This window comes from Stella humosa (assembly GCF_006738645.1).
GTDB lineage: Bacteria > Pseudomonadota > Alphaproteobacteria > ATCC43930 > Allostellaceae > Allostella > Allostella humosa.
In genome coordinates, this window is record NZ_AP019700.1 from 4,584,461 (window position 1) to 4,599,467 (window position 15,007).

The window sequence follows — 15,007 nt, forward strand, 5'->3', positions numbered from 1 at the left end:
ATGCCGACCCTCGACCTGCCCACCGCCGACGGCACGATCCAGCGCTACACGACGGGCCAGCCGCGCCATTTCCCGGACCGCAGCAACGTGCCCTTCAACCGCATCGCGCTGGCGGCCGCCCACGTCGTGGCCGACCCGCGCGCCGAGCACGACCCCTGGGTCGATACCGCCATCGACTGGGACCGCACCATCGCCTTCCGCACCCGCCTGTGGGACCTGGGACTGGGCGTGGCCGAGGCGATGGACACCGCCCAGCGCGGCATGGGGCTCGACTGGAAGACCTCTCTGGAACTGATCCGGCGCTCGGTCGCCGCCCAATCAGAGCGGCAGGGCGCGGTCATGTTCTGCGGCGCCGGCACCGACCACCTGCCGGCCGGGCCGTCGGTCACGGTCGACGACGTCATCGCCGCCTATGAGGAGCAGATCGGCCAGGTCGAGGCCGCCGGCGGGCGCATCATCCTGATGGCCAGCCGGGCGCTGGCGGCCGCCGCCCGCTCGCCCGACGACTACCTGAAGGTCTATGGCCGGGTGCTGCGGCAGACGCGCGAGCCGGTGATCATCCACTGGCTGGGCGAGATGTTCGACCCGGCACTGGCCGGCTACTGGGGCAGTGCCGACCACTGGAAGGGCATGGAGACCTGCCTGGAGATGCTGCGGGAGAATGCCGCCAAGGTCGACGGCATCAAGATCTCGCTGCTCGACAAGGACAAGGAGATCGCCATGCGCCGCCGCCTGCCGGACGGCGTGCGCATGTATACGGGCGACGACTTCAACTATGCCGAACTGATCGACGGCGACGAGGTGGGCTATTCCGACGCGCTGCTCGGCATCTTCGACGCCATCGCGCCAGCGGCCTCGGCGGCCCTGGCAGCCCTGGCCGGCGACCGCAAGCAGGAGTTCCATGACATCCTGGCGCCGACCGTGCCGCTGTCGCGCCACATCTTCAAGGCGCCCACCCGCTTCTACAAAACGGGCGTCGTCTTCATGGCCTACCTGAACGGCCTGCAGGACCACTTCACCATGGTTGGCGGCCAGCAGAGCGCGCGCTCTGCCGCCCACCTGGCGGAGCTGTTCCGCCTGGCCGACAAGGCGGGCCTGCTGCGCGACCCCGACGACGCCAGCCAGCGCATGCGCCGCGTCCTGGCCGTGCACGGGATCCACTGATGGCGCTCGAATCCCGCCAGCTCTCGCTGAACACGGCGACCGTCCGCGAGCGCTGGAACCTGGCCCAGGCGATCGAGGGCTGCCAGCGCCACGGCATCGGCGGCATTTCGCCCTGGCGCGACAAGGTGGCCGAGCTGGGCCTTCAGGAATCGGCCCGCCGCATCCGCGCGGCCGGCCTGACCGTCACCGGCCTGTGCCGCGGCGGGCTGTTCCCGGCCCCGGACGCGGCCGGCCGCCAGGCCGCGATCGACGACAACCTGCGCGCGGTCGAGGAAGCGGCCGAGCTGGGGGCCGCCTGCCTGGTGCTGGTGGTGGGCGGGCTGCCGGCGGGGTCGAAGGACATCGCCGCAGCGCGCGCCATGGTGCAGGACGGTATCGCCGCCATCCTGCCCGCCGCTCGGGCGGCCGGCGTGCCGATCGCCATCGAGCCGCTGCACCCGATGTATGCGGCCGACCGCGCCTGCGTGAACACCATCGACCAGGCGCTCGACCTGTGCGACGCGCTGGGGGCCGGGGTCGGCGTCGCGGTCGACGTCTACCACACCTGGTGGGACCCGAACCTGGAGCGCGCCATCGCGCGCGCCGGGGCCGAACGGATCCTGGCCTTCCACATCTGCGACTGGCTGGTGCCGACCACCGACCTGCTGCTCGACCGCGGCATGCCGGGCGACGGCGTCATCGATATCCCGCGCATCCGCGGCATGGTCGAGCGCGCCGGCTTCAAGGGCCTGCACGAGGTCGAGATCTTCTCGGCCGGCAACTGGTGGAAGCGCGACCCGGACGAGGTGCTGGCGATCTGCACGGAGCGCCATCGCACGGTCTGCTGAGGATCGCTTTCCCGAATATTGCCCCTATGGAACCCGGGCCCGGCCGTACTACTTTTTGATTCGTACGCCGGGCCGGCAGGCTGCCCGGTCGTCGTGAACACCGGGGCCGGCGGCTTCGTGACGCGGGGACAAAAGTCCCGCCATGGAACGCTTCCTGGACCCTCGCCCGCAGGCGGGGGCATGCCAAGGGGAGCTGTGTCGATGGCGGCAAGAGGCGGGCCGAGACGGCGGTCCATCCTGAGCGTGGCCGACGGCGTGGCCATCATGGTCGGCATCGTCGTCGGCATCGGCATCTTCAAGACGCCGCCGCTGGTCGCGGCCAACGTCGACAGCGAACTGGCCTTCATCGGCGTCTGGGTGGCCGGCGGCTTCGTCACCCTGATCGGCGCGCTCTGCTATGCCGAGCTGGCCTCGGCCCATCCCCATGCCGGCGGCGAGTATCATTTCCTGGCCCGCGCCTACGGGCGGCCGGTCGCGATCCTGTTCGGCTGGGCGCGCGGGACCGTGATCCAGACCGGGGCGATCGCCGCCGTCGCCTTCGTCGTCGGCGACTATGCCTCGCAAGTCATGCCGCTCGGCCCCTACGGTTCGGGCCTCTATGCCGCGCTGTCCGTCGTGATCCTGACCGCGCTGAACGTGCTGGGCACGCGCCAGAGCAAGACCGCCCAGAACGCGCTGACGGCGGTGACGCTGGCGGCCGTCGTTGCCATCATCCTGGTCGGCCTGCTGGGCAGGCCCGCCCCGCCGCCGGAGATCACCCCGCCGGAGGCGACCGCGGCCCTCGGCATGGCCATGATCTTCGTGCTGCTGACCTATGGCGGCTGGAGCGAGGCGGTCTACCTGTCCTCCGAACTGCACGACGCGCCGCGCAACATGAGCCGCGTGCTGCTGATCGGCACCGCCATCCTGGTGGCGCTCTACGTCATGGTGAATGCGGCCCTGCTGTCGATCCTGGGGCTCGAGGGGCTGCGCCGGTCCGAGGCGGTCGCGGCCGACCTGATGCGCACGACGACCAGCGAGGCGGGCGCGCTCGCCTTCAGCCTCGTCGTCGTGGCGGCTGCCCTCTCGACCCTGAATGCCACAATCTTCACCGGCGCCCGGGTCTACTACGCCATGGCGCGCGACCTGTCGCTGCTGTCCCGGGTGGGCCGCTGGAGCGACCGCGGGCAGACCCCGGCCAACGGGCTGATCCTGCAGGGTGTGGTCGCCCTGGCCCTGATTGCGCTGGGGATGGCGACCCGCAACGGCTTCCAGGCGATGGTCGACTATACCGCGCCGGTCTTCTGGGCCTTCCTGTTCCTGGTCGGCCTGTCGCTCATGATCCTGCGCCGCCGCGAGCCGCACCGCGCCTTGCCGTTCCGCGTACCCTTCTATCCGCTGACGCCCATCCTGTTCTGCCTGACCTGCCTGTTCATGCTGCATGCGAGCCTGGCCTACACCGGGGTCGGCGCGCTCATCGGGCTGGCGGTGATCGCCGCCGGCGTCCCCCTTCTCCTTTTCCGGCGCCGCGACGAAAGCGTGGCACCGGCAGAATGACCGTTCATCCGCCAGAAAAGGGAATCCGGCCCATGACCCGTCCCGTCGCACTGTCCCGCACGATCGCCGCAGCCTGCCTGGCCGCCCTGCTGTGCCAGGCGCCCGCACTGGCGCAGACCGCCCCCGCACCCGCCTACACGCCGCAGTCCGGCCAGGAGGGCAAGGACGTGGTCTGGATCCCGACCCACCAGGGCCTGGTCGACCGCATGCTCGACATGGCCCAGGTGACGCCGGCCGACTATCTGGTCGACCTCGGCTCGGGTGACGGCCGCACGGTCATCACGGCCGCCAAGCGCGGCGTGCGGGCGCTGGGCATCGAGTACAACCCCGACCTGGTGACCCTGTCGGCCGCGACGGCGAAGGCCGAGGGCGTCGCCGACCGCGCCCGCTTCATCCAGGCTGACATCTTCGAGAGCGACTTCTCGGATGCCACGGTCGTCACCCTGTTCCTGCTGCCGACGCTGAACATGAAGCTGCGGCCGATCATCCTGGCGATGAAGCCCGGCACGCGGGTGGTGTCCAACACCTTCAACATGGGCGACTGGATCGCCGACCAGACGATCGAGGCGCCGCAGACTGACTGCACGAACTTCTGCCGCGCCTATCGCTGGGTCGTGCCGGCCAAGGCCGAGGGCACCTGGAAGCTGGGCGATGGCGAGCTGCGCCTGAAGCAGACCTTCCAAATGCTGGAAGGCACGCTGCGCCAGGGCGGGCAAGAGGTGGCGATCAGCGAGGCCCGGATGAACGGCGCCGAGATCGCCTTCACGGCCGGCGACCGCCAGTTCACCGGCAGCGTCGATGGCGGCCGCATGACCGGGACCAGCCGCACGCCCCAGGGCAGCCAGGCCTGGTCCGCCGCCCGGTCGGCCCCCTGATCGGCCGGCCCCTGATCGGCTGGCCCCGGCCTATGGCTGCGCGTCGGCCACCAGGGGATAGGTCGCGCGGTTCAGCTTGCGGAAGCGGAACAGCGAGTAGTCCGAGCTGGTGACGCCGACGCCGTCGCATTCCACGACCTGGCGGGCGATCGGCTTGAAGCCCGCCCGGTAGTGGATGCGGCTCTTGAGCACCAGGTAGCGCTTCTGGGTCGGCTCGATCCCGACCGAACGGAAGGCGCCCAGGTCGAAGGGCTCGTGGTGCTGCTCGATCACCACGATCTGCACCGGCCCGGTATCGAGCACGACCGAGCGGCCCATATAGGCGCGCGAGCCGGTCGACATCGGCCCCGTCACCGTGAACTGGCCGTCGGTGATGGCGCGGACCGTGCCCGTCACCTCCAGCGGCTGGCCGTCCTGGCCGATGGTCGGCATGTCGGTCTTGCCGCCGAGTGGCAGCGTCACCTGGGCACCGACGCCGGCCGCGACCATCGCCGCCACCGCCTCGGGGTCGACCACGGCGAAGACGGCCACGTCCTCCAGCCCCTGGCGCATCACCTCGGCGATCACGGCCATGGTGTCCTGCGTGCCGCCCGACGCGCAGTTGTCGGCATGGTCGACCAGCAGGATCGGGCCTTCCGTCATTTCCTTGGCGCGCGCGACCGAGCGTGCCAGTGGCTCGGAGTCATACACGAACGCCGCACGGTTCTCCCAGGCCTGGTCCAGCAGTTCCAGCGCGGCGCGGGCGGCCTGCTGGCCGTCGCGGTCGGCGACGGCGACGACGCTGAGGCCGGGCTGCGGAATGTCGGCCAGCGGGAAGCCGCCGAAGACGCTGACCGCCAGCAGGCCGCCCGCCTCCTGCGCCCGCGCGCGCTCCAGCAGCGGGCCCATCGGCGCCTCGTCATGGCCCATGCGCAGGGTGTGCGGGATCATCGGCCGGCTGCCCCAGGCCATCACCGGCACCGCCCGGCCGGCCACGGCATCCATCACGATGCGGCCGGCATGGGCGCCGGTCGCCGCCATGTCGATGTGCGGATAGGTCTTGTAGCCGACGAGCGCCGTGCAGTTGCGCACCATGCGGTCGGTCATGTTGGCGTGCAGGTCGAGCGCGACGGCGATCGGCAGGTCGGGTTTCAGCCGGCGGATGCGCTCCAGCAGCGTGCCTTCGCCGTCGTCGGTCGACTCGGCCACCATGGCGCCATGCAGGTCGAGGAACAGCACGTCGCAGCCGGCGTCGACCGCCTCCAGGATCGCCACCGACATGCGTTCGTAGGCCGCGGCCTCGACCAGGCCGGAAGGCGCCGCACTGGCGGCGATCGGCGTCGCCACGTCGAACCCCGCGTCCTCAGCCATGGCCAGGAAGGCGCCGAAGCCGGTGTTGGTGCCGCGGAAGGCGTCGCGGGCGGCCGACCCGTACCAGGGTTCGCCGGAGCCCCGGCCGAAGCGCGCCAGCGGCGTCGGCACGGGCGAGAAGGTGTTGGTCTCGTGCTTCATCATGGCGACGACGGCGCGCATCGGCGGTCTCTCTCGCGGCAGGTTCGAGGATGATGGTCGGGGCCATCGTCGACCCTCCCGCGGCTGGCGTCAACGCAACCTAAGGTCGCTTGCGTGGCCCGCGGCGAGTCATTAGGGTCGGCCAAGGATAAAGAGCCGGAAACATATGAATCCCGGCCGCCAGGGAAGCGATCACGAGAGACGGCCGGGGCATGGCGGGCGAACACATCCTGGAAACCCAGGATCTAACCAAGGAATTCACCGGTTTCGTGGCTGTCCGCAAGGTCAACCTGCGGGTTCGCCGACATACGATCCACGCGCTGATCGGGCCGAACGGGGCGGGCAAGACGACCGTCTTCAACCTGCTGACCAAGTTCCTGCGGCCGACGGCCGGGCAGATCCTCTATAACGGCAACGACATCACCCAGAGCAAGCCCGCGGCGGTGGCCCGCAGCGGCATGGTGCGGTCGTTCCAGATCTCCGCCGTCTTCCCGCACCTCTCTGTGCGCGAGAACGTGCGCATCGCCCTGCAGCGCCCGCTCGGCACATCCTTTCACTTCTGGAAGCCGGAGCGGTCGCTGGAGAGCCTGCATGCGCGCGCCGAGCAACTGATCGACGATGTCGGCCTGACCCAGTTCCGCACCGCCATCGCGGGCGAGCTGCCCTATGGCCGCAAGCGCGCGCTGGAGATCGCCACCACCCTGGCGCTCGAGCCGGAGTTGATGCTGCTGGACGAGCCGATGGCCGGCATGGGCGGCGAGGACATCACCCGCATCGCCGAGCTGATCCAGACGGTGGCCAAGAACCGCACGGTGCTGATGGTCGAGCACAATCTGAGCGTCGTCGCCTGGCTGTGCGACACCATCACCGTCCTCCAGCGCGGCGAGATCCTGGCCGAGGGCCCCTATACCGAGGTCTCCCAGAACCCCGCGGTGATCGAGGCCTATATCGGAACCGGTCATGGCTGAGCCCCTGCTGTCGGTCGCCGACCTGCACGCCTTCTATGGCGAATCCCATGCCCTGCACGGGATGAATTTCGACATCGCGGCCGGCGAGGTGGTGACGCTGCTGGGCCGCAACGGCGCCGGCAAGACGACCACGCTGAAGAGCATCATGGGCGTGCTGGGCCAGCGCCGCGGCTCCATCCGCTACCAGGGGCAGGAGCTGATCGGCCTCTCCTCCAACGCCATCGCCCGGCGCGGCATCGCCTGGTGCCCCGAGGAGCGCGGCATCTTCGCCAGCCTCGATGTCGAGGAGAACCTGATGCTGCCGCCGACGGTGCGGCCAGGGGGCATGTCGCTCGACGAGATCTTCACGCTGTTCCCCAACCTGAAGGAGCGGCTGCGCAGCCAGGGCACCAAGCTGTCCGGCGGCGAGCAGCAGATGCTGGCGATCGCGCGCATCCTGCGCACCGGCGCCACCCTGCTGCTGCTGGACGAGCCGACCGAGGGGCTGGCGCCCGTCATCATCCAGCAGATCGGCCGCGTCATCGCCGCCCTCAAGGAGCGCGGCTTCACCATCCTGCTGGTCGAGCAGAATTTTCGCTTCGCGGCCACCGTCGCCGACCGCCACTACGTGGTCGAACATGGGACCGTCGTCGACATGATCGAGAACCGGAACCTGGCGCAGCACCTCGACCGGCTGCGTGAACGCCTCGGGGTATAATCCGGCACGAACCGACTATAGGGAAGGAAACACGCCATGAAGCTGAAGCAGGCATTGCTCGCGAGTGCGGCCGGCGTTCTGTTCGCCGGGGCCGCATCGGCACAAATTTCCGGGGACGTCGTGAAGATCGGCGTCCTCAACGACCAGTCCTCGCTCTATGCCGACATCTCGGGCCAGGGCTCCGTCACCGCGGCCCGCATGGCGGTCGAGGATTTCGGCGCCACGGTCAACGGCAAGAAGATCGAGATCGTCTTCGCCGACCACCAGAACAAGCCCGACGTCGGCTCGAACATCGCCCGGCAGTGGATCGACCGCGACGGCGTCGACACCATCGTCGACGTGCCGACCTCCTCGGTGGCGCTGGCCCTGGCGCCGCTGATCAAGGAAAAGAACAAGGTCTTCCTCAATTCCGGCGCGGCCAGCTCGGACCTGACCGGCAAGGCGTGCCAGACGACCACCGTGCACTGGACCTATGACACCATCGCGCTGTCCAAGGGCACGGGCGGCGCGGTCGTGAAGGCCGGCGGCGATAGCTGGTACTTCCTGACCGCAGACTATGCCTTCGGCCACGCGCTGGAGCGCGACACGGCCGAGGTCGTGAAGGCGGCCGGCGGCAAGGTGTTGGGCCAGGTGCGCCACCCGCTCAACACGTCGGACTTCTCGTCCTTCCTGCTCCAGGCGCAGGCCTCCAAGGCCAAGGTCATCGGCCTGGCGAACGCCGGCGGCGACACCATCAACTCGATCAAGCAGGCGGCCGAGTTCGGCATCGTCACCGGCGGCCAGAAGCTGGCCGGGCTGCTGGTCTTCGTCACCGACATCCACGCGCTGGGCCTGCAGACGGCCCAGGGGCTGCAGCTGACCGAGGCCTTCTACTGGGACCAGAACGACGAGACCCGCGCCTTCACCAAGCGGTTCGAGGCGGTGATGAAGAAGAAGCCCAGCATGGTCCAGGCCGGCGTCTATGGTGCCGTCCTGCACTATCTGAAGGCGATCAAGGAAGTGAACACCGACGAGGGCGAGAAGGTCGTCGCCCAGATGAAGAAGATGCCGATCAACGACTTCATGACCAAGAACGGCTCGGTTCGCGAGGACGGCCGCGTGGCCCGCGACATGTACCTGTTCGAGGTGAAGAAGCCGTCCGAATCGAAGGGCGCGTGGGACTACTACAAGCCGATCCGGACGATCCCCGGCGACGAGGCCTACCGTCCCCTGAAGGATGGCGGCTGCTCGTTCGTCAAGGGCTGAGCCGGACCTGAGCGAGGCCGAAGCGGATGTTCGAGCTCATCGGCATACCCCCGCAGGCGCTGTTCGGACAGCTCCTGATCGGGCTCATCAACGGCGCCTTCTACGCCATGCTGAGCCTGGGGCTCGCCGTCATCTTCGGCCTCCTCAACATCATCAACTTCACCCACGGCGCCCAGTACATGATGGGCGCGTTCGTGGCCTACCTGGCGCTTACCTATCTGGGCGTCGGCTACTGGGGTGCCCTGATCCTGGCCCCGCTGCTGGTCGGCGCCTTCGGCATCCTGCTCGAGCGCACGATGCTGCACCGGCTCTACAAGCTGGACCATCTCTACGGCCTGCTGCTCACCTTCGGCATCGCGCTGATCGTCGAGGGCGTGTTCCGCAACGAGTACGGCTCGTCCGGCCTGCCCTACGCGATCCCGGCCGAGCTGCGCGGCGGCTACAACCTGGGCTTCATGTTCCTGCCGGTCTATCGGGCCTGGGTCGTGCTGGCCTCGGTCATCGTCTGCTTCGGCACCTGGTTCGTGATCGAGCGCACGCGGCTCGGCGCCTATCTGCGCGCCGCCACCGAGAACCCGACGCTGGTGCAGGCCTTCGGCATCAACGTGCCGCGCATGATCACGCTGACCTACGGCTTCGGCGTGGCGCTGGCCGCGTTCGCCGGCGTCATGGCCGCTCCCATCTATCAGGTGAGCCCATTGATGGGGGCCAACCTCATCATCATCGTCTTTGCCGTGGTCGTCATCGGCGGCATGGGCTCGATCATGGGCGCCATCGTCACCGGCTTCTCGCTCGGCGTCATCGAGGGGCTGACCAAGGTGTTCTACCCCGAGGCATCGAACACCGTGATCTTCGTCATCATGGCGATCGTGCTGACGATCAAGCCCGCCGGCCTCTTCGGCCGCAGCGCGTAAGGGACGAAGATGGACCGCGCAACCCGCATCACCTTCGCCCTGATGATCGTGGCCCTGGTGGCCGCGCCCTACATTCTCTATCCCGTCTTCCTGATGAAGGTGCTGTGCTTCGCGCTCTTCGCGTGCGCCTTCAACCTGCTCATCGGCTATGTCGGCCTGCTGTCCTTCGGGCACGCCGCCTTCTTCGGCTCGGCCGGCTACGTCACCGCCTACACCGTGAAGATGTGGGGCCTGACGCCGGAGCTGGGGATCCTGCTGGGAGTCCTGACCGGGGCCGGCCTCGGCCTCATCATCGGCTGGCTCGCCATCCGCCGCCAGGGCATCTATTTCGCCATGATCACGCTGGCCCTGTCGCAGATCGTCTTCTTCTATGCCGTCCAGGCCCCCTGGACCGGCGGCGAGGACGGGATCCAGTCGGTGCCGCGCGGCCGCCTCTTCGGCCTGATCGACCTGCATGATTCGATGGCGATGTACTTCACGGTCGCCACCATCTTCGTGCTGGCCTTCCTTTTCATCTATCGCGTCATCCACTCGCCCTTCGGCCAGGTGCTGAAGGCGATCCGCGAGAACGAGCCGCGTGCCATCTCGCTGGGCTATGAGACCGACCGCTACAAGCTGCTGGCCTTCGTTCTGTCATCGGGGCTGGCGGGGCTGGCCGGCGGCACCAAGTCGCTGGTGTTCCAGCTCGCCTCGCTGACCGACGTCCAGTGGCAGATGTCGGGCGAGGTCGTGCTGATGACGCTGGTCGGCGGGCTCGGCACCATCTTCGGGCCGATCGTGGGGGCGGCCGTCATCGTCACCATGCAGAACTATCTGGCGGAGTTCGGTTCCTGGGTCACGATCATCCAGGGTGCTATCTTCGTCGTCTGCGTCCTCACCTTCCGCCGCGGCATCGTCGGCGAGATCATGGGACGCTTCGGGCCGAAGGGCGCCGCCCCCACCGGCGGCGGTCACTGACGGGAAGGAACTTCCCATGAAGATCCAGGCGCTGGGCCATGTCGTCCTCAAGGTGCGCAACCAGCAGCGGGCGGAGGCCTTCTACAACGGCATCCTCGGCCTGCCGATCGTCGCGCGCTACGACGAGATGGGCATGACCTTCTTCAGCCTCGGCAACCACCACGACTTCGCCGTGGCTGCGGTCGGCGACGATGCGCCGGGGCCGCTCGACAAGGGCGTCGGCCTGGCCCATGTCGCCTTCAAGATCGGCGACGAGCTGGCCGTGCTGAAAAGCGCCAAGACCGAGCTGGAGGCCGCCGGCATCGCCGCGGTCGCGGCCGATCACGGCGTCAGCAAGTCACTCTATTTCGCCGACCCCGACGGCAACCGGGTGGAACTCTACATCGACCAGTCGGATTCCTGGCGCCGCGACCCGCAGACGGTGGCCGCCTACGCCCCGCTGGAGCTGTAGCCGCGGCGACAGCCGGTCGGAGCCGGCCATGCGCACCCAGGTCGGAATCGTGGGTGCCGGTCCGGCCGGGCTCATCCTGGCCCACCTGCTGCGCCGGGCCGGGATCGACAGCGTCGTGCTGGAGGCGCGCTCGCGGCCCCATGTCGAGAGCCGCATCCGCGCCGGCGTGCTGGAGCAGGGCACCGTCGACCTGATCGCGGCGGCCGGGCTGGGTGCGCGCATGCAGCGCGAGGGGCTGGTCCATCACGGCATCGAGCTGCGGTTCGCCGGCAGGCGCCACCGCATCGACCTGCACGGCTTGAGTGGCGGCCGTGCCATCACCGTCTATGGCCAGCACGAGCTGGTGAAGGACCTGATCGCCGCCCGCCTGGCGGACGGCGACCCGATCCGCTTCGGCGTCGAGGATGTCCGGCCGGAGGCGATCGACAGCGCGCGCCCGCGCCTGCGCTTCCGCCAGGACGGGGCCGAGCATGTCCTGGAGTGCGACTTCATCGCCGGCTGCGACGGCTTCCACGGCGTCTGCCGGGGGGCGATCCCCGCAGGCGCCCTGACGATCCACGAGCGCCACTATCCCTTTGCCTGGCTGGGTATCCTGGCCGAGGCGCCGCCGGTGTCCGAGGAACTGATCTATGCCGGGCATGCGCGCGGCTTCGCGCTGTTCAGCATGCGCTCGCCCACGCTGTCCCGCCTCTACCTGCAATGCGCCCCGGACGAGGATCCGGACGACTGGTCGGAGGACCGGCTGTGGTCGGAACTGTCGACCCGTCTGGCGGTCGATGGCGGGGTCGCGCTGCCGCAGGGGCCGATCGTCCAAAAGGGCGTGACCGGCATGCGCAGCTTCGTCGCCGAGCCCATGCGCTTCGGCCGGCTGTTCCTGGCCGGCGATGCCGCCCACATCGTGCCGCCGACGGGCGCCAAGGGCCTCAACCTGGCCGTGGCCGACGTGCAGGTGCTGGCCCGCGCGCTGGCGGGGTTCTTCGGCGGTACCGGCACCGCCGGTCTCGACGGCTATTCGGCCACCTGCCTGGACCGGGTGTGGCGGGTGCAGCGGTTCTCGTGGTGGATGACCGCGCTGCTGCACCGCTTTCCCGACGAGGATCCGTTCGACCGCCGGCTGCGCGCGGCCGAACTGGCGCAGCTGGCGGACCTGCCGGCGGCAGCGGCGGTGCTCGCCTGCAACTATGTCGGCCTGCCGATAGCGTAGCGGATCGGCCAGGGTGAGCTGGGCGCGAGCGTAACCCTGGCGCCACACTGCCTCGCCTCCGCGCAATTCTGTTCATGCGAATGAATTGCGTTTACAGGGATCGGCTGGTAACGATCGAACCCGAGGCCAAGCAAGCTCTACCGCACGAAAGCAGGACATGAACGGCAGGATCGCCGATCCCGGGCACCACCCGGCGGGCGGCAAGACCAGCGACACGCCACCGGAACTGGCGGACCAGACAGGCCTGCGTCGGCTCGATGCCGGCCACCTGCTGGGCGGCGGCCGCGAATGCATCATCGTCCATGGCGGCGCCGAATACCGGCTGCGCATCACGAGCAACGGCAAGCTGATCCTCACCAAGTAACGGCCGGGGTCCCCACGGGGCCGCGGCGAGCCCGACCAAGCCAGCCAGCTCGAGGCCCAACCTCGCGAGCCAGCCAGGTCATTCGACAGACCCGATCTGCTGGATCGAACGAGGGGGAAATCCATGACCAAGTCCGCCAAGGGGCCACAGCGCCCTGCCCGCCCATCCGCGCGCGTCTCGCGCCACGTGCTGGCCCTTGCCACGGCCGGCGCCGCCATGACGCCCGCCGTCGCCATGGCGCAAACGGCCGTCCAGATTCCGGGCGTCAGCGTCACCGCACCGCAGCCGGAGCCCTACAAGGCCGACGTGGTGCAGTCGCCCAAGTTCACCGCACCGCTGCTGGACACGCCGCGCACCGTCACGGTCATCCCCAAGGAGATGATCCAGGACCGCGGCTCGACCTCGCTGACCGACGTGCTGCGCACCACGCCCGGCATCACGCTGGGTGCGGCCGAGGGCGGCGTCGCCTTCGGCGACCGGCCATTCGTGCGCGGCTTCGATGCCCAGAACGACATCTTCATCGACGGCTTCCGCGACCAGGGCTCGCAGTTCCGCGACCCCTTCAACATCGAGCAGGTGGAAGTCGTGAAGGGCCCGAGTTCGGCCTTCACCGGCCGCGGCTCGACCGGCGGCTCGATCAACATCGTCACCAAGCGCCCGAACGAGCGCAATTCCATCGCCGGCGACCTGACGGTCGGCACCGGCTGGACCAAGCGTGCCACGGTCGACGTGAACCAGAAGGTCTACGACACGGTGGCCGTGCGGGTCGCCGCGATGGTGCATGACGGCGAGATCGCCGGCCGCGACGAGGTCGAGCAGAAGCGCTGGGGCATCGCGCCGTCCGTCACCTTCGGGCTCGGCCGGCCGACCCAGGTGACGCTCAGCTACTACCATGTGCAGGGCGAGGGCGTGCCGGACTACGGCCATCCGTTCGACCCGCGCACCAACAAGCCGGTCAAAGTCGACCGCGACAATTTCTACGGCCTGCTGTCGCGCGACTTCCAGGACTACCAGGTCGATACCGCCGCAGCCGAATTCACCCACGACTTCAGCGACGCGACGCGGTTCCGCAGCCGGGTCCAGTACAGCCGCTCGACCAACGACTACGTCGTCACCGTCCCGGCCTTCCCGGACGGCACCGACTACACCAAGGTCCGCCGCAACGTCCGCCAGCGCGACAGCCGCAACGAGATCATCGCCAACCAGACCGACATCACCACGGAATTCCAGACCGGATTCCTGCGCCACCGCCTGTCGACCGGCGTCGAACTGGTGCACGAGCGCAACCGCACCGTGGGCCGCGAGTTCAACGATGCCTCGACCGGCCTCTACGGCCAGACCATCCAGCAGGCCTTCACCAACGCGCCGGCAGCCGACCTCGAGAATCCCAACCCGAAGGACCCCTGGTCGGGCGCCTACCGCAGCACGACGGCCACCCGCACCAAGGCCACCACCGTCTCGGCCTTCGTCTTCGACACCGTGAAGATCGGCGAGCAGTTCGAGTTGTCGGGCGGCGCGCGTGTCGACCATTTCGAGGCCAAGAGCGGCATCAACAAGTCGGAGGACACATCCTTCAACTGGCAGATCGGCGCGGTGTGGAAGCCGCTGCGAAACGGCAGCGTCTATGCCTCCTACGGCACCTCGACCAACCCTTCGGCCGAGGGGCTGTCGGTCAGCACGGCGACCGCTTCGCTGGATCCTGAAAAGAACGCCAACTACGAGATCGGCACCAAGTGGAACTTCCTGCAGGATCGGCTGTCGCTGTCGGCCGCCGCCTTCCGCTCGGAAAAGACCAACGCCCGCGTCAACGACGCAGGCGGAGTGACGGTGCTGGACGGCGAGCGCCGGGTGGATGGGTTCGAGGTCGGCATCCAGGGCGCCATCACGGACGACTGGAAGATCTTCGGCGGCTACAGCTACATGAAGAGCAAGATCGTCGATGACGGGCCGGCGGCCTTCAACGACGGCAACGAGATGGCCAACGTCGCCCCGCACAGCTTCAGCATCTGGTCGACCTACCGGTTCCTCAAGGACTGGCAGATCGGCGGCGGCGCCTTCTACAACAGCGAGCGCTGGGCCAACGACGCCAACACCCGAAAGGTGCCCGGCTACTGGCGCTTCGACGCCATGGCCAGCTACGACGTGACCGAGAATGTGGGCCTGCGCCTCAACGTGCAGAACCTCTTCGACAAGAAGTACTACGACGCCGGCTACACCAGCGGCGGCTTCGCCTATGTCGGGCCCGGCCGGACCATCCTGCTGACGACCGCGGTGAAGTTCTGATCCGCGACCGGCCCGGCCCCCGACCAGGGGC

The 15,007-nt window shown here is 68.8% G+C and carries 14 protein-coding genes; 13 read left to right on the forward strand and 1 reads right to left on the reverse strand.

Translation table 11 applies throughout. From position 1 onward, the window contains the following. From STVA_RS21465 to STVA_RS21480, 4 genes are all read left to right on the forward strand, one after another. A complete protein-coding gene (locus STVA_RS21465; RefSeq protein ID WP_123691932.1) occupies positions 1–1,164 on the forward strand; it encodes a dihydrodipicolinate synthase family protein in 1,164 nt (387 codons plus the stop codon). Then, positions 1,164–1,991 (forward strand): sugar phosphate isomerase/epimerase family protein, encoded by an 828-nt coding sequence (locus tag STVA_RS21470; RefSeq protein WP_123691934.1) that lies wholly within the window; start codon positions 1,164–1,166, stop codon positions 1,989–1,991. The genes STVA_RS21465 and STVA_RS21470 overlap by 1 nt, the downstream gene beginning before the upstream one ends. 201 nt (positions 1,992–2,192) lie before the next feature. Next, positions 2,193–3,527 carry an APC family permease gene (locus STVA_RS21475; protein WP_197735701.1) on the forward strand — a complete coding sequence of 445 codons (1,335 nt, stop codon included), beginning with the start codon at positions 2,193–2,195 and terminating at the stop codon, positions 3,525–3,527. A gap of 32 nt (positions 3,528–3,559) precedes the next feature. Continuing rightward, a complete protein-coding gene (locus STVA_RS21480) occupies positions 3,560–4,402 on the forward strand; it encodes a class I SAM-dependent methyltransferase (protein WP_123691938.1) in 843 nt (280 codons plus the stop codon). Between the two features lie 30 nt (positions 4,403–4,432). Here STVA_RS21480 and STVA_RS21485 read toward each other — a convergent pair whose 3' ends face one another. Next, complete coding sequence (locus tag STVA_RS21485) at positions 4,433–5,914, reverse strand: M81 family metallopeptidase (RefSeq protein WP_123691940.1); 1,482 nt, start codon at positions 5,912–5,914, stop codon at positions 4,433–4,435. 191 nt (positions 5,915–6,105) lie between these two features. Between STVA_RS21485 and STVA_RS21490 the strand changes: the two genes are divergently transcribed. The 9 genes from STVA_RS21490 to STVA_RS21530 all read left to right on the forward strand — a co-directional run bounded on the left by STVA_RS21490 (position 6,106) and on the right by STVA_RS21530 (position 14,976). Then, positions 6,106–6,861, forward strand: a complete 756-nt coding sequence (locus STVA_RS21490; protein WP_123691942.1) for an ABC transporter ATP-binding protein — start codon at positions 6,106–6,108, stop codon at positions 6,859–6,861. After that, the gene (locus STVA_RS21495; RefSeq protein ID WP_123691944.1) at positions 6,854–7,558 is read left to right on the forward strand and encodes an ABC transporter ATP-binding protein; all 705 of its coding nucleotides are present in this window, start codon (positions 6,854–6,856) and stop codon (positions 7,556–7,558) included. Before STVA_RS21490 ends, STVA_RS21495 begins: the two co-directional genes overlap by 8 nt. A 36-nt stretch (positions 7,559–7,594) precedes the next feature. Further along, positions 7,595–8,803: an ABC transporter substrate-binding protein gene (locus STVA_RS21500; RefSeq protein ID WP_123691945.1), complete on the forward strand. Its 1,209-nt coding sequence runs from the start codon at positions 7,595–7,597 to the stop codon at positions 8,801–8,803. Positions 8,804–8,829: 26 nt separating this feature from the next. Next, positions 8,830–9,717 carry a branched-chain amino acid ABC transporter permease gene (locus tag STVA_RS21505; RefSeq protein ID WP_123691947.1) on the forward strand — a complete coding sequence of 296 codons (888 nt, stop codon included), beginning with the start codon at positions 8,830–8,832 and terminating at the stop codon, positions 9,715–9,717. A 9-nt stretch (positions 9,718–9,726) separates the two neighbouring features. Continuing rightward, positions 9,727–10,674: a branched-chain amino acid ABC transporter permease gene (locus STVA_RS21510; RefSeq protein ID WP_123691949.1), complete on the forward strand. Its 948-nt coding sequence runs from the start codon at positions 9,727–9,729 to the stop codon at positions 10,672–10,674. 16 nt (positions 10,675–10,690) lie between these two features. After that, the gene (locus STVA_RS21515) at positions 10,691–11,125 is read left to right on the forward strand and encodes a VOC family protein (RefSeq protein WP_123691951.1); all 435 of its coding nucleotides are present in this window, start codon (positions 10,691–10,693) and stop codon (positions 11,123–11,125) included. A gap of 28 nt (positions 11,126–11,153) precedes the next feature. After that, positions 11,154–12,329 carry a 4-hydroxybenzoate 3-monooxygenase gene (gene pobA / locus STVA_RS21520; RefSeq protein ID WP_123691952.1) on the forward strand — a complete coding sequence of 392 codons (1,176 nt, stop codon included), beginning with the start codon at positions 11,154–11,156 and terminating at the stop codon, positions 12,327–12,329. Between the two features lie 157 nt (positions 12,330–12,486). Continuing rightward, positions 12,487–12,693 (forward strand): hemin uptake protein HemP, encoded by a 207-nt coding sequence (hemP, locus tag STVA_RS21525; RefSeq protein ID WP_123691954.1) that lies wholly within the window; start codon positions 12,487–12,489, stop codon positions 12,691–12,693. A 123-nt stretch (positions 12,694–12,816) separates the two neighbouring features. Continuing rightward, entirely contained in the window at positions 12,817–14,976 is a 2,160-nt protein-coding gene (locus STVA_RS21530) for a TonB-dependent receptor (RefSeq protein ID WP_123691956.1), read from the forward strand. Positions 14,977–15,007 lie beyond the last annotated feature (31 nt).